Annotated in this window: 22 protein-coding genes and 1 tRNA gene; 18 read left to right on the plus strand and 5 right to left on the minus strand. The window is 31.7% G+C overall.

Annotated features, from left to right (window positions below):
* Positions 1 to 571 precede the first annotated feature (571 nt).
* The gene (locus AC1RP4_RS01825; RefSeq protein ID WP_481761399.1) at positions 572 to 850 is read right to left on the minus strand and encodes a hypothetical protein; all 279 of its coding nucleotides are present in this window, start codon (positions 848 to 850) and stop codon (positions 572 to 574) included.
* 85 nt (positions 851 to 935) lie between these two features.
* Here AC1RP4_RS01825 and AC1RP4_RS01830 point away from each other — a divergent pair, with 85 nt between their 5' ends.
* From AC1RP4_RS01830 to AC1RP4_RS01860, 7 genes are read left to right on the plus strand one after another with little or no spacing between them, the layout of a single operon-like run.
* A complete protein-coding gene (locus AC1RP4_RS01830; protein WP_409022427.1) occupies positions 936 to 1613 on the plus strand; it encodes a response regulator transcription factor in 678 nt (225 codons plus the stop codon).
* The gene (locus AC1RP4_RS01835; RefSeq protein WP_481762402.1) at positions 1603 to 2889 is read left to right on the plus strand and encodes a sensor histidine kinase; all 1287 of its coding nucleotides are present in this window, start codon (positions 1603 to 1605) and stop codon (positions 2887 to 2889) included. The genes AC1RP4_RS01830 and AC1RP4_RS01835 overlap by 11 nt, the downstream gene beginning before the upstream one ends.
* A 19-nt stretch (positions 2890 to 2908) precedes the next feature.
* Positions 2909 to 3856, plus strand: a complete 948-nt coding sequence (gene rnz, locus AC1RP4_RS01840; RefSeq protein ID WP_481761397.1) for a ribonuclease Z — start codon at positions 2909 to 2911, stop codon at positions 3854 to 3856.
* Positions 3852 to 4661, plus strand: coding sequence for an SDR family NAD(P)-dependent oxidoreductase (locus AC1RP4_RS01845; RefSeq protein WP_409022789.1), 810 nt, complete (start codon positions 3852 to 3854; stop codon positions 4659 to 4661). The genes rnz and AC1RP4_RS01845 overlap by 5 nt, the downstream gene beginning before the upstream one ends.
* A gap of 11 nt (positions 4662 to 4672) precedes the next feature.
* A complete protein-coding gene (locus AC1RP4_RS01850) occupies positions 4673 to 5038 on the plus strand; it encodes a lipopolysaccharide assembly protein LapA domain-containing protein (RefSeq protein ID WP_481761396.1) in 366 nt (121 codons plus the stop codon).
* Between the two features lie 17 nt (positions 5039 to 5055).
* Positions 5056 to 7386 carry a single-stranded-DNA-specific exonuclease RecJ gene (gene recJ, locus AC1RP4_RS01855; RefSeq protein ID WP_481761395.1) on the plus strand — a complete coding sequence of 777 codons (2331 nt, stop codon included), beginning with the start codon at positions 5056 to 5058 and terminating at the stop codon, positions 7384 to 7386.
* A 14-nt stretch (positions 7387 to 7400) separates the two neighbouring features.
* Entirely contained in the window at positions 7401 to 7919 is a 519-nt protein-coding gene (locus AC1RP4_RS01860; protein WP_481761394.1) for an adenine phosphoribosyltransferase, read from the plus strand.
* Positions 7920 to 8317: 398 nt separating this feature from the next.
* Here AC1RP4_RS01860 and AC1RP4_RS01865 read toward each other — a convergent pair.
* Together AC1RP4_RS01865 and AC1RP4_RS01870 are read right to left on the minus strand one after the other, a co-directional pair.
* Positions 8318 to 8404: transfer RNA gene (locus AC1RP4_RS01865), tRNA-Ser, on the minus strand.
* 51 nt (positions 8405 to 8455) lie between these two features.
* Positions 8456 to 9319, minus strand: a complete 864-nt coding sequence (locus AC1RP4_RS01870; protein WP_481761393.1) for a hypothetical protein — start codon at positions 9317 to 9319, stop codon at positions 8456 to 8458.
* Positions 9320 to 9673: 354 nt separating this feature from the next.
* On the opposite strand from AC1RP4_RS01870, the gene AC1RP4_RS01875 reads away from it, so the two are divergent.
* Entirely contained in the window at positions 9674 to 10825 is a 1152-nt protein-coding gene (locus tag AC1RP4_RS01875; RefSeq protein WP_481761392.1) for a hydroxymethylglutaryl-CoA synthase, read from the plus strand.
* 53 nt (positions 10826 to 10878) lie between these two features.
* Here AC1RP4_RS01875 and lexA read toward each other — a convergent pair whose 3' ends face one another.
* Positions 10879 to 11499: a transcriptional repressor LexA gene (gene lexA / locus AC1RP4_RS01880; protein ID WP_409022434.1), complete on the minus strand. Its 621-nt coding sequence runs from the start codon at positions 11497 to 11499 to the stop codon at positions 10879 to 10881.
* A gap of 147 nt (positions 11500 to 11646) precedes the next feature.
* On the opposite strand from lexA, the gene AC1RP4_RS01885 reads away from it, so the two are divergent.
* The 4 genes from AC1RP4_RS01885 (at position 11647) to AC1RP4_RS01900 (ending at position 15826) form a co-directional block, all read left to right on the plus strand.
* Positions 11647 to 11889 (plus strand): DUF896 domain-containing protein, encoded by a 243-nt coding sequence (locus AC1RP4_RS01885; protein ID WP_409022435.1) that lies wholly within the window; start codon positions 11647 to 11649, stop codon positions 11887 to 11889.
* A gap of 95 nt (positions 11890 to 11984) precedes the next feature.
* The gene (locus AC1RP4_RS01890; RefSeq protein WP_112249992.1) at positions 11985 to 12221 is read left to right on the plus strand and encodes a YneF family protein; all 237 of its coding nucleotides are present in this window, start codon (positions 11985 to 11987) and stop codon (positions 12219 to 12221) included.
* 67 nt (positions 12222 to 12288) lie between these two features.
* Positions 12289 to 14046, plus strand: coding sequence for an ABC transporter ATP-binding protein (locus AC1RP4_RS01895; protein ID WP_481761391.1), 1758 nt, complete (start codon positions 12289 to 12291; stop codon positions 14044 to 14046).
* Positions 14039 to 15826: an ABC transporter ATP-binding protein gene (locus tag AC1RP4_RS01900; RefSeq protein ID WP_481761390.1), complete on the plus strand. Its 1788-nt coding sequence runs from the start codon at positions 14039 to 14041 to the stop codon at positions 15824 to 15826. Before AC1RP4_RS01895 ends, AC1RP4_RS01900 begins: the two co-directional genes overlap by 8 nt.
* A 67-nt stretch (positions 15827 to 15893) precedes the next feature.
* On the opposite strand, the gene AC1RP4_RS01905 is transcribed toward AC1RP4_RS01900, so the two are convergent.
* On the minus strand, positions 15894 to 16529 hold the full coding sequence (locus AC1RP4_RS01905) for a lysophospholipid acyltransferase family protein (protein WP_409022438.1): 636 nt from the start codon (positions 16527 to 16529) through the stop codon (positions 15894 to 15896).
* 103 nt (positions 16530 to 16632) lie between these two features.
* Here AC1RP4_RS01905 and AC1RP4_RS01910 point away from each other — a divergent pair, with 103 nt between their 5' ends.
* From AC1RP4_RS01910 to tsf, 6 genes are all read left to right on the plus strand, one after another.
* Positions 16633 to 17379: a tRNA1(Val) (adenine(37)-N6)-methyltransferase gene (locus tag AC1RP4_RS01910; RefSeq protein WP_409022439.1), complete on the plus strand. Its 747-nt coding sequence runs from the start codon at positions 16633 to 16635 to the stop codon at positions 17377 to 17379.
* Positions 17369 to 17644 carry a GIY-YIG nuclease family protein gene (locus AC1RP4_RS01915; RefSeq protein ID WP_409022440.1) on the plus strand — a complete coding sequence of 92 codons (276 nt, stop codon included), beginning with the start codon at positions 17369 to 17371 and terminating at the stop codon, positions 17642 to 17644. Before AC1RP4_RS01910 ends, AC1RP4_RS01915 begins: the two co-directional genes overlap by 11 nt.
* Before the next feature lie 69 nt (positions 17645 to 17713).
* Positions 17714 to 18706, plus strand: a complete 993-nt coding sequence (locus AC1RP4_RS01920; RefSeq protein WP_481761389.1) for a D-2-hydroxyacid dehydrogenase — start codon at positions 17714 to 17716, stop codon at positions 18704 to 18706.
* A gap of 30 nt (positions 18707 to 18736) precedes the next feature.
* Entirely contained in the window at positions 18737 to 19726 is a 990-nt protein-coding gene (locus AC1RP4_RS01925; protein WP_481761388.1) for a D-2-hydroxyacid dehydrogenase, read from the plus strand.
* Between the two features lie 164 nt (positions 19727 to 19890).
* Positions 19891 to 20682: a 30S ribosomal protein S2 gene (gene rpsB, locus AC1RP4_RS01930; protein WP_409022443.1), complete on the plus strand. Its 792-nt coding sequence runs from the start codon at positions 19891 to 19893 to the stop codon at positions 20680 to 20682.
* Between the two features lie 109 nt (positions 20683 to 20791).
* On the plus strand, positions 20792 to 21667 hold the full coding sequence (tsf, locus tag AC1RP4_RS01935; RefSeq protein WP_481761387.1) for a translation elongation factor Ts: 876 nt from the start codon (positions 20792 to 20794) through the stop codon (positions 21665 to 21667).
* Positions 21668 to 21705 lie beyond the last annotated feature (38 nt).

Consider the following 21705-nt stretch of genomic DNA (forward strand, 5'->3'; position numbering starts at 1 on the left):
AATACTGGGATAAAGCCATTTAGAAACATATTAAATTTTATATTATTTCATCCGTCAACTTGACAGGGCCTAGTACAGGTCATGGTGGCCTCTTTTTTTGTTTTCAGAATAAAAAACTGGTGTTGATGAATTTTATTTCACCAACACCAGAAAGTGTACACCCTTAAAATAGCTATGTTCTATAATGTTTTTTAAATTTGTTTCAACAAACTAATATTGTCCTTTTTTGAATAAGATAGGACAATTGATGACTTAATCCAGTAGTTGTATGAATAATGTATTGTGTTAAAAATTAGCGTTTAATTTATCTATTACTTTTTAGGACGATGTACAGGGTATACAGTGAAATTAATAGGGCAACGATACTTACTGTTGTAGATAGAATATTCATTTGTTTTACCTCCATTTTTTAGATATACTATAAAGACAGGATAATTATGTAGAATAACTTTATCTATTAACAAATGTCACTAATGCTAACTGTATAACAGCAGTTAGCATTTTTTATTAATACTCCATGCGATATATATAATAGCATCAGAGTAGAATGAAGACAGATCTATTTTAAGTTTTAAGCTAAAAATAGTTTATTATGATCTATTTTATAACCTAAAATTAAATGTAAATTTTTATCAATAGTTTGGATAAACAGCTTATTATGACGTGATTTCAACTCAGATACGTGAAGTAAATCTTGAAGTAACAAGGGTTTATCAGAGGGAGTAACAATTAAAATAAAATATTCTGATGTACTAATTACCTTAGAAATAGGGTAAAATAGATTATTAGTAGTGTAATATAAATTAAAATTTTTATTTAAATCAATAGTGGCTAATTCTAAATCGATCATTCGCATAATATTTAACCATCCTTTAGTAGAAGATATAATTATTATGCATTTTTTTTAATGAAAATGAAAGGAATGAGGAAAAAAAATGCCAAGAGGATTAATTATTGAAGATGATACAATTATTTCTGATAATATTGTTGAAGCAACAGCAAAAATTATGACGTTAGAGCAAGCGTTCGATGGCGAGGAAGGCTTTTTTAAAGCTTCACAAAATATATATGATATTATTATTTTAGATTTAATGCTTCCTACAATATCGGGATTTGATGTATTAAAAAAAATTCGAGAAAAGAAAATTGACACGGCAGTGCTAATCTTATCAGCAAAAGATAGTGTTGACGATAAAATTACCGGATTTAATTTAGGGGCGGATGATTATTTAGCTAAGCCATTCAATTTAAACGAATTACAAATGAGAATAAAGGCTCTTCTGAAAAGAACAATGAAATTTGAAATAGATAGTGAATTAAAATATCAAGATATGATTTTATCTGATAACAGAACAATTATTTCTGGCAGCCAATCTATCAATTTACAGGGTAAAGAGTATGAATTTTTAACATACTTACTGGAAAATAAGAATACTATTTTAACGAAAGAACAAATATTTGACCGTGTTTGGGGATTTACGTCCGATACTAGCATTACGGTTGTAGAAGTTTATATGAGTAATCTGAGAAAAAAATTAAAAAAGATTGGTCATGAAAAAATGATTCGAACAATTAGAAACGTTGGTTATCTGGTTGAACCTGATGAAAAATAAGGCAAATAGAGATACGCGTATAAAATTATTTTTTATGTATCTTTTAAGCTTCAGTATTATTTTTGTAACACTTGGTTTAATTGTATATAGTTCATTTAATGACACCTTAACAGTTAATGTAGATATATCAATGAAAAAACAAATTAGACGAATAAAAGATTCTAATTATGTCTCCATAAATAGAATCGATGATAGTCCACTTTTGAAGCAAGCACCTGACTTTAAAGTCTATCAAATCTTATGGTCACAAAATGGAGAAATAATTAATAAAGATGCAATGGGTACCAGATACCCCGTTTTTAATAAGATACCATTTAAAAAATCTGATTTAAACAAATTTAAAACAATTAAACAAAAAAACGGACCTACGTTTAGGTCATACTTAATGGAAATTCCAGACTCAGCTGTTAAAAAATGGCATAAAGCACGATATATTCAAATTATTGAAAATATTGAGATTAATCAAAACTCATTGATTAGTTTTAGGAATATTTTACTTGTATCTCTGCTTATTTTTGGAATGTTGTCGATTGCCTTAAGTGTTATTTTATCATCTATTAGTATTAAACCAACGATTAGTGCATGGAATAAGCAAAGAGAATTTATCGATAATGCAGCCCATGAGCTTAGAACACCATTGACGATAGTACAAAATAAATTAGAGTATTTGTTAACAAAACCTAATGCAAATATTATCGATGAAAGCGAGTCAATTGCAACTTCATTAAGTGAGATTAGACGATTAAATAATCTAACAAAAGATCTATTATTGTTAGCTAATTCAGATTCTAATGCTAATGTGTTTAACTTTAAGAAAGTCCTTGCTAAGGAATACTTTGAGAATATTATTCATCCTTATGCAGATATTGCGCTTAGTCAAAATAAACAATTTTATTTTCAAATAAATATTGCAAGTAAGTACATTCAATTAGACGAAGACCGTATACATCAATTAATTGTCATTTTACTTGATAATGCATTGAAATACACAGTAGCGGGTAATGAAATTTCGTTTATCGTTATTGAGTCGGCTAAGCAACTAGTGATACAAGTCATTAATGATGGAGAAAATATTAGTGATACACATAAAAAAATAATCTTCCAACGCTTTTATAGAGAAGAAAAATCAAGAAATCGTAAAACAGGTGGTAATGGGTTAGGCTTGTCAATTGCGAAATGGATCGTTGAAGAGCATAAAGGTAAAATTGAAGTTAGAAATAAGATACCGAAGGGTGTCGTTTTTGAAGTTACATTACCAATGAAATCAAATGAATAAGTAAGGATAGGTTAATAATATGGAATTAGAATTTTTAGGTACAGGAGCAGGAGCACCTGCAAAAAATAGAAATGTAACCAGTATTGCACTAAAACTACTAGATGAACGTAATAGTGTTTGGTTGTTTGATGTAGGTGAAGCAACACAACATCAAATTTTACAAACGACAATAAAACCTCGGAAAATCGAAAAAATATTCATTACACATTTACACGGAGATCATATTTTTGGGTTGCCAGGTCTTTTGAGTAGCCGATCATTTCAAGGAGGTAATGGACCTTTAACTATTTTTGGTCCTAAAGGAATTCAAAATTTTGTGAAGACCAGTTTACAAGTTTCTGAAACGAAGTTGTCATATACAATTAAATTTGTAGAACTTGATAAACCTGGATTAATATTTGAAGATAGCACTTTTAAAGTATATTTTGATTACTTAGATCATCGTATTATAAGCGTGGGTTATCGAATTGTGGAACATGATTATGCAGGCGAATTACAAATAGATAAACTTAAAGAATTAAATATTCCGTCTGGTCCAATTTATGGAGAATTAAAAGCCGGTAAAATAGTTCAATTAGAAGACGGCACAAAATTAAATGGAAATGATTTTTTGGGAGAAACTAAAAAAGGGCGTATTGTCACAATTTTGGGCGATACAAGAAAAACAAAAAATAGTTATACATTAGCTGAAAATGCAAATGTTCTGGTTCATGAGAGTACATTTGAAAAAGCTGAATCAAAAATGGCAAGGAATTATTATCATACAACTAGTGCTCAGGCTGCAGAAATCGCTAAAAAATCAAACGTGAAAATGTTATTATTGACACATATTTCCGCAAGATATGTTGGTAAAATGGCCATTACTTTACAGAGTGAGGCAAGAAGTATCTTTAAAAATACAACGGTTGTTAGAGATTTTGATGTAATTAATGTGCCGTTTTCTCAAAAGGAAAAAGTAAATGATTAGTCAATATAAAGAGTTAAAAGATTTACGTAATAGAATCGTTCTAATTAGTGGTGGTTCAAGTGGTTTAGGTAAGGAACTGGCATATGAGGTTGCTAGAAAAGGTGCAATTGTTGTTATTTGCGCTAGACAAATGGATAAACTTACAGAGGTTAAAGATGCTTGTCAGCGTCTATCTGGTCGATTGGCTTATGCGATTGAATGTGATGTTTCTGATCCAATTCAAATTGAAAAAATGGTTAAAAAAATTGAATCTTCAATTGGACCGATTGAAGTACTTATAAATAATGCAGGGTTTGGTTTGATGGAGAATGTGTTATCTTTTGATATGGATGTTGCTGAAAAAATGTTTAGAGTAAACGTCTTGGGGCTAATGTACATGACTCAAAATGTTGCGCTAAATATGGCAGATAGAAAATATGGCGTTATTATTAATATTGCATCTATTGCTGGGAAAATTGCAACACCGAAATCAGCAATTTATTCAGCAACGAAATATGGTGTCCTTGGTTATTCTAATGCGTTGAGATTAGAATTAAAACCACTAGGGATTAAAGTTATGACAGTTAATCCTGGACCAATTGATACTAATTTCTTCAAAATAGCTGATAAAGAGGGCAACTATTTAAAAAATATTGGATCAATGATGCTAAATCCTGCGCATGTTGCAAAGATTATATCAAGAAACATAAGTACAAATAAACGCGAAATTAATTTACCATATTATATGGAAATGGCATATTTGGGATATACAATTTTCCCTAAAATGGGAGATTTACTTGCGGGTACAGTATTTAACAAAAAATAGTGGGGGAAAATATGAAAAAACAATGGCGAACAATCATAGCGTTATTACTTATTATCGTAATAGCAATTTTTTCAATTTTAAATGTAAAGGAAGTTTCAATTAATTTTTGGTTTGCAGAAATTAAAATGCCAATGATTCTTATTTTATTATTTTCAATTTTAGCAGGAGCACTACTGATAGGTCTGTTAACAACAAGTGCAACTTTAAAATTAAAAAAAGAAAATAAAGAATTAAATCAACAATTGGATGACTATAAAAATAATTTTGATGAATCATTGAAAAATTCAATTGATAAAATAAAAACTCAGAATAGAAAAGAAGTTCAATTACTACAAAATGAAATTAAAACGTTAAAATCAGAAAATATAAATCGTTAGTAAAGTAGAGGTTTAACATGATTGAATCAAAGTATAGTTGGAAGTTTTTAGATTTAAGTAATGACAAAATACCTAATGAAATATTTGAAAATATTCAATTAGATCATTCATTGATATCTTTACTATGGAGCCGCGGACTTACATCTGAAAAAGCTATTACTGATTTTTTAAATGTAGGAGCAGAAAACATTCACGATCCAATGCTTATGCATGATATGAGTAAAGGAATTGAACGAATTCAACAAGCAATAGTTAAAAATCAAAAAATAACGGTTTATGGTGATTATGATGCTGATGGGTTAACGAGTACCTCAATCATGTTTGAGACACTTAGTGATATGGGCGCAGATGTGGAAACTTATATACCTAACCGATTTATAGATGGTTACGGACCTAATGTAGATGCTTATAAAAGAATAATAGACAATGGTACTAATTTGATTATTACTGTTGATAATGGTGTATCAGGGAATGAAGCAATAGAATTTGCTCAATCTCAAGGTATAGATGTTATCGTAACCGATCATCATGAATTACCAGATGTTTTACCAAAGGCTTATGCAATAATTCATCCTCGACATCCTGAAGGAAAATATCCGTTTGGAGAACTTTCAGGTGCTGGTGTGGCATTTAAAGTTGCGAGTGCATTAACAGGTGATATTTCAGAAGAATTACTAGATTTAGTGGTAATCGGTACAGTAGCAGATTTGGTATCACTGACAGATGAAAATCGTTCACTTGTAAGTTTCGGTCTGAAGGTTTTACAACAAACGTTCCGGCCAGGATTGATTGCATTAATGGAAGTTGCGAATGTAAAACAGGAAACAGTAGATGAAAAAGATATTGGTTTTGGTATTGCGCCGCGTTTAAATGCAATTGGGCGATTAGGTGATGCAAATATTGGTGTTGAACTGTTAACTAGTCTAGACGATGAACGAGCACAGGAAATAGCAAACTTTGTTCAATCTGAAAATGTACGCCGTCAAAAAATTGTAGCAGATATATTAGAACTAGCATTGAAACAGGCTACAGCAGAGTATAATCAGTACAAGAAAACACTGGTAATAACAGGTGAAAATTGGCACGAAGGTGTATTAGGTATCGTTGCTAGTCGTGTTGTTGAAGTAACTGGTAAACCGACAATTATTTTAAACCAAGATACAGAGAAGGGCTATTTAAAAGGATCCGGTCGAAGTATTGATACATTTCATTTGTATAACGCAATTAATGAACATAGAGAATTAACATCTCATTTTGGTGGACATCATATGGCCGTGGGATTAACATTTCCCATTCAAAACTTAGAAAGATTTAGATTAGACTTGGAAAATGAAGCAGTATCTCAAGGAATTCAATTGAACGTTAAGCCAGCCAAAGTGGTTGTAGCAAAGCTAAATGTAGATCAATTGACTTTGGATTTTTATAAGGATATTGAAAAATTAAAACCATTTGGTACAGACAATGAAAAACCGATTTTTGAAATTAAATATAAATCAATACAAAATGTTAAGGCTATTGGTAAAACAGGAACTCACTTAAAATTTGAAGTTGTTGGTGAGAAAGAAAAAATTAGTGGAATTTCATTTTCAAATGCAAAGTATGTTGATGATTTCAAGAATACTTTAGATGAGATCAAATTAATCGGTGAAATTGAAAAAAATGTATGGATGAATAAAACAAATTTACAGTTAATGGTACAGGACATTAAATTTGAAGGGCTTGTAATTATTGATGAAAGAACTGACCACGTGAATAAAAGTTTATTTCAAAATGAAGGCTTGTTTATATTCTGGAATAAAAAAAATTATGACCAAGTAAAACAATTTTCATCAGACAAACAGATATTTAAGCAGGCTGATCAACTAAAAAGTGTATCAGATTTTGATAATCAAAGAACAATTATATTTGTAGATTGCCCAAGCTCGTTGGAACAAATGTCTACAATATTACGTTTATCGGATAGTCAGAAAATAATTGCAGTATTTTTAAAGACTAACAGTGCCTATTTAGATGGTATGCCATCCAGAGAACAGTATGCAAAGTTATATAAATTTGTGATGAGTCATAAAGATGTTGATATTAATAATCAACTAATCGTCTTATCTGATTTTTTAAAAATAAAGAAAAATTTATTAATATTCATGATTAAGGTGTTTTTAGAGTTGGAATTTGTTAAAATAAAAGATGGATTAATGACTGGAAAAAGTACAACAAATAAAATGGACATTAAAAATACTTCTGAATATAAGCTAAGAAATAATCGAATATTAGCTGAAGATAAGTTAGTCTACTCTAAAGAGAATGATCTTAAAAAGTGGATACTTGAACAATTGAATACAGAAGATTAAAGGAGCGTTTATTAATGGTATTAGATTTAACAAAGTATATTGCTGCAATTCCTGATTACCCAGAAAAAGGTGTTGTTTTTCGAGATATATCACCCTTAATGGCAGACGGAGCAGCATACCGCGAAGCAACAAATAAAATTGTAGAATATGCCAAGAGTAAAAATGTTGAGATGATTGTTGGCCCTGAAGCTAGAGGGTTTATTGTTGGATGTCCAGTGGCCTATGATCTAGGTGTAGGATTTGCACCAGCTAGAAAAAAAGGTAAGTTACCTCGAGAAACCGTTGAGGCCAAGTATGCATTGGAGTACGGAGAATCTGCACTATATATGCATAAGGATGCGGTACAACCTGGACAGAGGGTTTTAGTAACAGATGATTTATTAGCAACTGGTGGTACGATTGCAGCGACGATAGAATTAGTTGAACAATTAGGTGGTATTGTTGTAGGGACTGCCTTTTTTATTGAATTAGATGATTTAAAGGGCCGTCAAAAAATAAAAGACTATGATATATTCAGTTTAATGAACTATTAAATTCATGATTACAGCTTTATGATAGCTATTGTTGTATAATTTTATAAAATGAGGCTCTAGTATTGGATTTTCGTCCAATACTAGAGCTTTTTATTTTTAAATTAAGCTACGAGCTTTTGAATATTATCTTCCTTTTACCAAGAACAGACGGTTGTTTGCGAAATATTAATTATATATACATCAGTTTGGGTCCAAGATACAGGTATAATACTGATTTTTTATAATTCAGAAAGTCACTTAAAGCTTTTTTAATGTTAGGTATATAAAAATGTGCGAAATATGTGCAAAGTCATATGATGTTTTAATGCTTTATAGTCTCTTTTTATACAAAATAAAAAACACAAATGCCTTTAAACTGGCGTTTGTGTTTTTTTATTTTGGTTTAATATGATATAAAAAGGAGAGTACAGGATTTGAACCTGCGCGCGCCATTACAGCGTTCGCCGGATTTCGAGTCCGGTGCATTACCACTCTGCCAACTCTCCAAAATAACTTTGTTTAGTATATCAACTTTTTAATATAATTGCAAAACTCATTTAATTATTATCAATGCTTATTAAGTTAGCAAGAAATATCCACGTGTAGCTTGCGCCAAATAATAAGCTTAGCAGATGAATATATAAAATTATTGTTGGATATGACTGAACATTTTGAATAGAATTTATGGGGTCTCCAAAAAAATCACTCAAGCCATAATATGAAATAGCTACTAAGTGATCAACAACATGGACACTGGGTAACTTAGAGACAAATTCGGTAACTTTTGATTCACCTCCTAAAACGCCTATTAAAGAAGTTCCAACAAGCAAACCTTCATAGAAAATATTTAATGCAAATTCAGCAATAACCTGTACAGTATGTGCAAAATTATTTTGAACAATGTATGAAAGTAATTTTAATAAATAGAATGAACTAAAGGTAATGATAATAATACCTAATATAAATGTAAAAATAACTGTTGTTTCCATTAGTGGTGTAATCAAATTCATATAATTAATTAGATAAAAAATGAATGTAGTAATAAGTAATAATAAATACGATTCAATTTGCCAGAGTTTTGTTTTTTTAGGGAATAATTTTAGGTATGAAAAAAAACTATAACAAAACAGTAATGAAGCAATGCTAAATGTTAGTAGTCTTAAAATTAAGAACCTGGGGAAAAACATTAGACCAAAAATTGTACCTATTAAAAAACTTACTGCATAAAAATAAAATTTTTGTTCTTTTTCTTGAATAACTAAAAACGACAAAAAAGGGTGTTTAAATCTATTTTGTCTTGGTATTTTTGTAGGGGTGAATATATATTTAAAAAAATTAGTCAAACCTTTATCCCAAATAGTTAACCCAATCATAGACACCCAAATAATTAAAACAATTAAATAAAATGTTTGTGCAATCATATTAATCCCCTTTTTCGTATAAATATATGGTTAAATTTTATACGTCTAACTGGACAATTACAAGAGAATACATAAAGTGATTCTATAATTAGTATTCAAGGGGAATTAAGTGCAATTAAGTGCAATTAAGTGCAATACGACCAATGAGTCTTGTAATCGTTGCCAAATTTTATCTGTTCGCCGAGTGTGATAGTTTATTGATAAAGATATTTCTAGGGTAGTAATAAAAGTATTTAGGTTTAGTATTTGAAACTGAATAATGATACCTTTTTAAACCAGTGATACCAAATCTTGCCATCAAATGAGACATCAAGTACAATAAAAACAATATAATAAATGGAAGCTGGAAGATTAATGAAAATTGGAATTGATCGAATTAATTTTTTTACATCGAATCAGTACGTTGATATGTCAGAATTAGCTAATGTCAGAAATGTAGATCCTAATAAATATTTAATTGGAATTGGCCAATCAAAAATGGCTGTTATACCGCCGACACAGGACGTGGTGACGATGGGTGCAAATGCTGCAGATCTATTAATAGATAACGAAAATAGAGACAAAATTGACTTTGTTATTTTTGCAACAGAATCCGGTATTGATAATTCAAAGTCGGCAGGAGCCTACGTTTCAGGTCTTTTAGGCTTAAAACACGTGAGATCAATCGAAATTAAGCAAGCTTGCTATGGAGCAACGGCCGCTATTCAATTGGCAAAAGGACATGTGTCGCTTAATCCAAATAGTCAGGTTTTAGTCATTGGTGCTGATATTGCTAGATATGGTCTAAATACTGCGGGTGAACCTACACAAGGTGGCGGCGCTGTCGCAATGATTATTACGAAAAACCCAAAAATACTTTTATTAGATGCAGATAGTGGATTTGTAACGGAAAATGTTATGGATTTTTGGCGCCCATTAAATCACAGCGAAGCACTTGTAGACGGTAAAACTTCTCAGAACGTATATTTAGATTTTTTTAATCAAACATGGAATGAGTATAAAAATAAAACAGGATTAACTGTTGCTGATTTTAAGGCTATTTTATATCATTTGCCATATACAAAACTTGGTGTTAAAGGTTTAAGAGAAGTCCTTAATGAAGCGACAGATAGCAAAAAAATTGAATTAGAACGAGAATTTGAGGCAGCTAAAAAGTATAATAATCAGGTTGGAAATTTATATACTGGCTCACTATATTTAAGCTTTATATCTTTACTTGAAAATAGTAATGATTTAGAGGCCGGTGATAGAATAGGGATGTATAGCTATGGTTCAGGGGCAGTTGGAGAATTCTTTTCTGGTACATTAACAGATAATTTCAAGAGTCAATTACCGAAAATTAATTTAGAAGAACGTGTTCAAGTTTCTATTGAATTATACGAGAATATGTATCAAAATCATTTAAAAAATGATGGAGCAGATATTTATTTAGATTACAGTAATGATAAATCTAAATATATTTTAATAGGCAGCAAAAATATGCAAAGGCAATATTCTATTCAATAGAAAAAGCTACTAGATTAGTCTGACTAATTTAGTAGCTTTTTCTGCTTTGTTCATTAAAAATGACGATAGAGTCCAATGACTTTGCCTAAAATAGAGACAGAATCTAAAATAATTGGTTCCATTGAATCATTTTCGGGTTGGAGACGAAAATGATTTTCTTCTTTGAAAAATCTTTTACAGGTTGCCTCATCAAATTCATTCATTGCAATAACAATTTCACCATTTTCAGCAGTTGACTGTTTTCTGACAATAACTTGATCTTCATTTAATATCCCAATATTAATCATGCTTTCTCCGCGAATTGTTAACATGAATAAATCATCTGAGGAATTAAAGTCAGGTGGGAGGGGGAAATAATCAGTTACCTGTTCAACAGCCAAAATGGGTACACCAGCAGTAACGGTCCCGACCATTGGAATTAAATTTTCATGACTATTAACGCCAATCGCATCTAATCCAAGTGGTGTAAGTTCAATTGCCCTAGGTTTGGTGGGATCTTTAGTTAGTAATCCTTTTTTTTCAAGTCGAGCAATGTGTCCATGAACAGTGGAAGTAGATGATAGAGAAACAGCTTCGCCAATTTCTCTAACAGTTGGTGGATAACCCTTCGTGTCCACTCGTTCATGAATAAAGCGCAAGACTGCAAGTTGTTTGCTGTCAGATGCTTTTGTCATTTAGTACACCTCATCATCATTATTTATTATTTTAATAGTAGCATATGAAAGTAGTTGTTGCAAACAAACGTTCGGTTAATTTGAATAATTGTTTTTTATCATATTATCAGGTATGCTTATGAGTGAAATTTTAAGGAGTGATAATAAATGATCCCAGAAGATTTAGCACCAAGAATAAATGAATTAGCTGCAAAAAGTAAAACTGATGAAGGTTTAACAAAGGCTGAAGAAGCTGAAAGAAAAGAACTTCGTGAAACGTATCTTGCATTATTTAGAGAAAGTTTTAGAAGTCGAGTTGAAATGATGCAGGTTTATGATAAAACAGGTAAAGAAGTAACACCTGACAAAGTAAAAAAAGTTCAACGTGATAAAGGTTTACGAGATAACTAAGAAAATAGTTCCCAATTTGAATAGATTTACCTTTTCTTTTATGTGAAAATTGTGTAGAATTAGTGATTGAAGTGAATTGAAAGGGGTCTTGAATTATGTCAATGGGAATGACGATTTTAATCGCCGTTATTGCGTTAGCAGTTGGACTTGTCGGAGGATTTTTCGGTGCTCGTAAGTATATGGAAACATATTTACAAAAGAACCCACCAATCAATGAAGATATGTTAAGAATGATGATGGTCCAAATGGGCCAAAAACCTTCTGAAAAGAAATTACATCAGATGATGTCATCTATGAATGCACAAGCAAAAAATAGTTCGCAAAAAAAATAATTTAATATTTTATGAACAGGCAAGGATTTCCTTTGCTTGTTTTTTTTTATAAAAAGGAGGAGTTAGAATGACTATATTTAGAAAACTTGGATGGTTTTTTAAACAAGAAAAAAAATCGTATGGAATCGCAGTATTCTTTCTGATTTTAGTGGCAATCTTCCAAATTATTCCACCTAAAATTATTGGAAATATCGTTGATAGTATGAGTGAAAATGAACTAACAGTGAGTAAGTTAGCAATTTGGATTAGTATCTTAGTTTTTGTTGCATTAGGGCAATATCTGTTTAGATATATCTGGAGAACCAATATTTGGGGTAGCGCTGCTCGCCTTGAAAAAATTTTACGTACTCGATTATTTAAACATTTTATGCAAATGGATCAATCTTTTTTTCAGCAAAATAGAACAGGCGATTTGATGGCACATGCAACGAATGATTTAACAGCTATTCAGCAGGTTGCTGGTGCAGGTATACTAACTTTTGCTGATTCAATTATCACGGGTGGGACAACTATAATTGCAATGATATTTTTAATAGATTGGCGTTTAACAATCTTAGCAATTATTCCGTTACCTTTATTGGCGGTTATGGCTAGATATTTAGGAACTAAAATACACACTGCTTTCTCTACATCTCAAGCAGCGTTTTCAACGTTGAATAATAAAACGCAAGAGAGTGTCAGCGGAATTAAAGTGATTAAGACTCTTGGACAAGAACAAGAAGATATTGAAGATTTTGAAGGAAAAGTTGAAGAAACTATCAAGATTAATAGAAAAGTTAATTTATTGGATGCATTGTTTGATCCAATAACAAGTTTAATTATTGGATTGTCATATGTTTGCACTATCATTTTAGGTGGATACTATGTGGCTAACAACGTTATTTCAATTGGACAACTGATTTCATTTATAAGTTATATTGCGTTACTTGTTTGGCCGATGTTTGCTATTGGTCGATTATTTAATGTTATTGAACGTGGAAATGCTAGTTATGATCGTGTTCAAATATTATTAAATCAAAAAAGTGGCATTGTAGATAATGAAAAGGGGTTAGATAAATTACCGGTGGGATCTTTTAAATTTGATGTCCAGCATTTTAATTATCCAGATGATGATCGGGAAAGCTTGCATAATGTTAAATTTGAAATTGGTTCTGGTCAAACTCTTGGCATTGTTGGAAAAACGGGTGCTGGCAAATCAACGATTATGAAATTGATACTTCGTGAATTTGATGCATACAACGGAATGATTTCAGTTAATAATTCAAATATTAAAGAGTATGCCTTAGATACGTATCTGAAGTCAATTGGTTACGTTCCTCAGGAAAGCTTTTTATTTTCAACAACTATTTTAAATAATATACGTTTTGCTAATATGAATTTAACAAAAGAAAAGGTTGAAATGGCTGCATTTAATGCTGATTTGGATAGTGATATCACTGAATTACCACTAAAATATGAAACAGAGGTTGGAGAACAAGGAATATCCCTCTCTGGTGGCCAAAAGCAACGTTTAGCTATCGCTCGTGCCCTTGTAATTAATCCAGAGCTATTAATTTTGGATGATGCTCTTTCGGCAGTTGATGCCAGAACGGAATCTATTATTTTAACTAGATTAAAAGAGAAACGTCAAAATAAAACAACTATTATTTCTGCAAGCCGTATGAGTAGTGTAAAAGATGCAGATGAAATTATCGTAATTGATGGTGGAACAATTATTGAGCGAGGACAGCATGATACGTTAATGACATCAAAAGGTTGGTACTATCAAATGACAACTAAACAACAACTTGAAAGCAAGTTAGAGGGAGATGAAATTAATGAGTGAAAAGCCTAAATCTAGCTGGCAAAAAGAACTGAGCGGTAAAGAACAAAGAACAGTTATTAAAAGATTGTTGCCCTATACAAAAGATTTTAAAGCCGATTTTTTAATCGCAATTTTATTTGCGGCCATATTAAGTGGAATTAATATATTACTACCTCTTCTTTTACAGTATTATATGGATAACTATCTTCAATCGAAATCAACACCACTAAATATTATGTTTTTATTTGCGGGTCTTTACTTTATCGGTGTAATTTTAAAAGCAATTACTCAATTCATTCAAATGTATTTGTACTCAATGGGTGCAGAAAAAACATTAGAAAAAATACGTGTCATTCTTTTTAAAAAAATTCACACGTTAGGGATGCGTTACTTTGATAAGACACCGGCTGGAGCTGTTGTTTCTAGGGTTACTAATGATACGATGACATTAGCAGATTTTTGGACGCTATTTATGACATTAATCGTTGGTGTATTTTCACTTATCTCTGCTTTTGTAGCAATGTATATTGCCAAGCCACAGATTGCATTGGTAACGTTGATTTTTATACCAATTTTACTAATAACAACATGGTATTACCAACGGTTTAGTTCAAAGGTTTATCGACAAATGAGAGAATATTTGAGTCGATTAAATACTAAATTAAATGAATCTATCGTTGGAATAAATGTGATTCAACAATTTCGCCAAGAAAAACGGATTGAAGGCGAATTTGAGGACACTAATGAACTTTATTTGAAAAAAAGATTTGAAATGATTCGAACTAATTCATTGTTACTTTCACCAATTATTAGTTTATTTTATGCATTGGCTGTAGTAATGACACTTGGGTTATTTGGAATTAGCAGTTTAGATCATTTTGTTGAAGCAGGAATGGTATATGCATTTCTAACATATTTACAAAATTTCTTCAATCCCATGACAAACTTAATGGATTATTTGACAACTTTCCAAGATGGAATCGTTGCAGGTAGCCGAATCATTAGTGTTCTTGATGACCAAACAATAGAACCACAACAAACACCCGTGGCAGGAGCCACAATTACTGAAGGTAAAATTGAATTCAAAAATGTTACTTTTTCTTATGATGATGAGAATGCTGTTTTAAAGAATATATCATTTACGGTACAACCTGGTGAAACACTTGCTTTCGTTGGACACACGGGTAGTGGTAAAAGTTCAACCATCAATATTTTGATGAGATTTTATGATTTTGAAGAAGGGCAAATTTTAATTGATGGTTTAGATATTAAAAAATATTCGACAGAAGAGTTACGTAAAAAAATGGGGCTTGTATTACAAGATTCATTTTTATTTTATGGTAATGTTGCTTCAAATATTAGAATGTTTAATCAAGATATTACTGATGAACAAATTGAAAAAGCTGCTAAATTTGTTCATGCTGATCAATTTATTGATAAATTACCTCGGCAGTATCAAACGAAAGTTGTTGAACGAGGGGCAACATACTCCGCTGGTGAAAAGCAATTGATTTCATTTGCGAGAACGATTGTAACTAATCCCAAAATTTTAATATTGGATGAAGCTACAGCTAATATTGATACGGAGACGGAACAACTTATACAAGATGGGTTAAAACAAATGAGACAAAATAGAACGACGCTTGTTATCGCACACAGACTGTCAACTATTGTTGACGCTAACCAAATTCTAGTGTTGGATAAGGGTCAAATTGTTGAACGAGGAACACATGAAGAATTACTAAAATTAAATGGTAAATACGCTGACATGTATAGTTTACAAAATATATCAGATGATTAAGTTTAATTTTAAATAAAAATACTGGTAGAAAATCAATATGATTTCCTACCAGTATTTTTTTTGGAATTTAATTATTATTTTTACTTTTATGGGGATCAACATATTTAAAATTGGGATTAATTTCAGTATCTAATTTTTGAAATGCAGCCATTAATTGGGTGTCCATTTCTGTTTGGACCTCATCAGTCAATTTTGTTTTTTTGTCTAAATAGATTGGATCACCGAATGAAACGGTTACTCTTTTTCTACTGAAAAGTTGCTTTAAGGTTAATGGACCTTGATAGACTGCTGGAACTAGGGGTACCTGTGCCATTCGAGCAATTAAGAGTGAACCACCTTTTAATTCCTCGGAATGTCGGGTACCTGAGGGAAACATAATTAATGATAATTCGCCTTTTTTTAAAAATTTAACTGGCGTTTTAATTGTTGATGGACCTGGATTTTCTCGATCAACTGGAAAAGCATTGGCATGAATTAAGATATAGCGTAAAATTGGATTTACAAATAGTTCTTTTTTTGCCATAAATGAAAACTTTTTAGGACTACCAGCTAAGGCAAAGTAAAGGGGGTCAAACCAAGTTCGGTGTGGACCTACTAAAATATACGATCCTTCAGGTAGTTTTTCTTTATTAATATAGTGGGCATTCCCATTGATTAAGAATAAAAGTACTCGTACAATACCTCGTGCAAATGAATAAAACATGTGGCAACAATCCTTTCAAATTTTAAACTTTGTATGGTAAGTATGACTAATTAAATTAAAAGTTGCAAGTTTAAAAAAAATTATAGAAAATGGGTAATGAAAAATGGTTTCACTTAATAACAATGAACGTATTGACCAATTATACTCAAATCAAATTAAAATCATTCAGAGTTCAGATGTTTTTTCTTTTTCACTGGATGCTGTTTTATTAGCCCATTTTGCAGATGTTTCAAGAAAAGAATCAACTAAAATAGTTGATTTATGTGCGGGCAATGGTGCAGTCGGGTTATTTGTTAGTCAAAAAACAAAGGGTCAAATTTATCAGATTGAACTTCAAGAAAAATTAGCTGATATGGCAAATAGAAGTATTGAATTGAATCACTTGGAAAATCAAGTACAAGTTAAGCAAACAGATTTAATCAACACGTTTGATTATCTAGAAAAAGACTCAATTGATACCGTATTGTGTAATCCACCTTATTTTCCAAATACGCCACAATCTTCTCAGAATCCTAACAAGTATTTAGCAATTGCACGACATGAAATTACAACTAATTTAGATAGTATTCTAGAAATTACTAGCGGTTTATTGAAAATGAAGGGGAAAACTTTTTTCGTACACCGTCCTGATCGATTGCCTGAAATTCTAAGTAAAATGGTTAATCATCGGTTGGCGCCTAAAAAAATCCAATTTGTTCATCCAAAAGAGGGAAAAGAGGCTAACATGGTCCTAATTGAAGCAATTAAGGATGGCAATGCAGCAGGAATTAGGATTATGCCTCCTATTGTTGTTTATGGTAACGATGATGAGTACACACAAATGGTTCAGGAGATTGTTTATGGAAGATGAAAAAAAATATTATTTCTATGTATTACTGTGCGCTGATAATACACTATACGGCGGATTTACAACGGATCCCGAAAAAAGACTTGCAACGCATAATGCAGGGAAAGGTGCAAAGTACACAAAATTAGCTAGTAGACGGCCTTTGAAAATGATTTTGCAGGAATCATTTGAAACGAAATCTGAAGCATTAAAGAAAGAATATGCTTTCAAACACCAATCAAGAGATAAAAAAATTGCTTATTTAAAAAAGCAATCAGTTGAAATCTGAAATAATGTATAAAAAGATTTCAAATGATATAATGAAAGTATAAATTTTAAAATAAAGAGGTATAACATTATGAAAATCATTGCGTATGGTATCCGAGAAGATGAATTATTGTATGTCCAAGAATGGGAAAAAGATAATCAAATTAAAATAAAAACTGTTAATGAATTATTAGACGAAAAAACAGTTCAATTAGCAGAAAATTATGACGCTATCGTTGCCTACCAACAAAAGGACTATACACCTGAATTAATTAAAAAAATTCATGATTTAAATATTAATTATTTATCGATTCGTAATACTGGTGTGGATAACGTTGATGGGGATGCAGTTAATAAGTATGGATTGATTGTGACGAATGTGCCATCTTATTCTCCAAGTGCTGTTGCGGAGCTATCTGTAGCTAAATTGTTGGAGTTATTTAGAAAAACACCACAATTTAATCGTAAAATGAAGAATAACGATTTCACTTGGGAACCCGATATCTCTAAAGAAATCCGCACACAAACAGTTGGTGTGATTGGTACAGGAAGAATTGGGCAAACAGCCATTAAAATTTTTAAAGCATTTGGTGCAAAAATTATTGGATATGATATTTATCAAAATCCTGCTTTGAAAGAAGAAGGAATCTATGTTGATACATTAGATGAGCTATATGCAAAATCAACAGTTATCACAATTCATAGCCCTGCTACTGAAGATAATTATCATTTATTAGATGACGAAGCATTTAGTAAAATGCAAAATGGTGTGCATATTTTGAATATGGCCAGAGGAACATTGATTGACACCGATGCACTGATAAGAGCGCTAGATTCAGGGAAAGTAGCCGGTGCCGCATTAGATACACTTGAAAATGAGACTGATTATTTCAATAAAGAATTAACAGAATCACAAGTAAATGGTACTTTTAAAAACTTATTGCAACGTGAGAATGTGTTAATTACCCCACACACAGCGTTCTATACAGAGCCTGCTGTCAGGAATATGGTTATAGATGCTTTGAATGCAAGTAAAGACTTAATAGAAACAGGACATTCTGATAAAGAAGTTAAATTTAAATAAAATTAGTCAGAAAATGGAGGATTTTGTATTATGAAACTAATTGCGTTCGGTATGAGAAAAGATGAAGTTGGATTTGGTAATCAATGGTCTGATGACAATCAAGTTGATGTTGAAATTACTCAAGATTTATTAACGAATGAAACGATACAGCAAGCGGATGGATTTGATGGTATTATTGCATTGCAAACAATCCCTTATAACGAAACATTATTTTCTAAAATGAAAGAGATGAATATTAAGATTCTTTCTGTTAGAAATGTCGGGGTTGATAATATTGATTTAGTTGCAGCTAAAAAATACGGTGTGACGGTGACAAATGTCCCAGCGTATTCACCTAACGCGATTGCTGAATTTTCTGTGACACAATTGATGCAACTCTTAAGAAGAACACCAGAATTTAATTTAAAAATTAAAAATCAAGACTATCGTTGGGCTCCAAATATTTCACGCGAGTTGAGAAGCTTAACCGTGGGTGTTATTGGAACTGGACGTATTGGCCGGGTTGCAATGGACATTTACAAAGGATTCGGTGCAAAAGTTATTGCATACGATGTCTATCCAAATGCTGAATTAAAAAAGAGTGGTATTTATGTTGATACATTAGATGAGTTGTTCGAACAAGCAGACGTTATTACATTACATACGCCAGCTACAAAAGAGAATGAACACATGCTTAATCGAGATTCATTTGAAAAAATGAAACACGGAGTTCTGATTGTAAATACAGCCCGTGGAACGTTAATTAATACTGAAGATTTAATTGACGCATTAAAATCAGGACAAGTTGGTGGAGCAGCTTTAGATACGTATGAATTCGAAAATCCAATATTTAATCATGATTTAACGGACTCATCTATTGAAGATCCATTATTTAATGAACTTTTAGATATGGTAAATGTTATTTTAACACCTCATATTGCATTCTATACTGAAACTGCAGTTAAAAATATGGTTGAAATTGCTTTGAATAGTGCTTATCAATTTTTAACAACAGGCGTTGTGGAAACAGAAGTTAAATAATTAAAAATAAGACTTGTGTTCTAATTTTAGATTTTGTATACTTAAAGACGATGTTAAAACATCAATTCACACCTTGTGGGATGTGACTGAGGGTGCTCGGGAGAGTCTTAGCACAGTTGAACACTTGGGAGGAAAATAAAACTTTTACTCGGAGGCACTACATTATGGCTGTTATTAGTATGAAACAATTGCTCGAAGCCGGTGTTCATTTTGGACATCAAACACGTCGCTGGAACCCAAAGATGAAACCATACATCTTTACTGAAAGAAATGGTATTTATATCATTGATTTACAAAAAACAGTTAAATTAGTTGATGCTGCTTATGCATCAATGAAAAAAGCTGCTGAAGATGATGGTGTTGTTCTTTTTGTTGGTACAAAGAAACAAGCACAAGATGCTATTGAAGAAGAAGCAACTCGTGCTGGACAATACTTTGTTAACCATCGTTGGTTAGGTGGAACTTTAACTAACTGGAACACAATTCAAAAACGTATCAAACGTCTTAAAGAAATCAAAAAAATGTCAGAAGATGGCACATTTGATCTTCTTCCTAAAAAAGAAGTTTCTTTATTAATTAAACGTAGAGATCGTCTTGAAAAATTCTTGGGTGGTATTGAAGATATGCCTCGCATCCCTGATGTATTATTCATTGTTGATCCTCGTAAAGAACGTATCGCTGTTAAGGAAGCTCAAAAATTGAATATTCCTATCATCGCTATGGTTGATACAAATAGTGATCCAGATGAAATTGATGTAAAAATCCCTTCAAATGATGATGCAATTCGTGCTGTACGTTTGATTACTGCAAAAATGGCTGATGCTATTATTGAAACTAATCAAGGTAAAGAAGAAGTGAATGAAGCTTCTTTCAAAAAGGCTGACGAAAAAGTAGATTCAATCGAAGATATCGTTGAAGCTGTTGAAGGCGGAAATGATAAAAAAACTGCTGAATAGTAAATAAATTAGGCTGTCTCAAAATTAGGTACTGTAATGGCCCTTTCTTTTGAGGCAGTTTTTTTAGATATAAAATCAATTAAATTATTTAAACAAGGAGGCCATTCAAATGGCAAAAATTTCTGCTTCTCAAGTTAAAGAATTACGTGATACAACTGGTGTCGGTATGATGGACGCAAAAAAAGCACTCGTTGAAGTTGACGGTGATATGCAAAAAGCAATCGATTTCCTCCGCGAAAAAGGTATGGCAAAGGCTGCTAAAAAAAGTGACCGTGTTGCTGCTGAAGGTCTATCTGATGTTCAATTCTCTGGTAACTTTGCAGCTATTGTTGAAGTTAACGCAGAAACTGATTTCGTTGCTCAAAACGAACAATTCAAAACACTTGTTAAATTGATTGCTACTAAAATTGCTGAAGCACATCCTAAAGATGTTGAAGAAGCACTTACAATTAAAACAGACCGTGGCACAATTAATGATGATTTAATTGAAGCAACACAAGTAATTGGTGAAAAAATTTCATTACGTCGTTTTGAATTAGTAGAAAAAACTGATAATGAAAGTTTTGGATCATACTCACATATGGGTGGCTCAATTTCAACACTTGTTGTCGTTACAGATGCTGATGAATCAACTGCTAAAGATGTTGCTATGCATGTTGCTGCAATTAATCCTAAGTATGTATCTCGTGAACAAGTACCTGCTGATGAATTGGCACATGAAAAAGAAGTACTTTCTAAAGAAGCTGCTAATGAAGGCAAACCAGCAAATATCATTGAAAAAATGGTTGAGGGTCGTTTAAATAAATATCTAGCTGATATTAGCTTAGATGATCAAGATTTTGTTAAAGATCCTGACATGACAGTTGCTAAGTATGTTGCTTCTAAGGGTGGAAAAGTTAAATTATTTATCCGTTATGAAGTTGGAGAAGGTCTTGAAAAGAAAGAAAATAATTTTGTAGACGAAGTTATGGGCCAAATTAAATAATTTTCTACAATCCAAAAGTTTGTGCTTTAAGCACAAAC

The organism is Dellaglioa sp. CoH-56-MRSF-10, assembly GCF_056782175.1.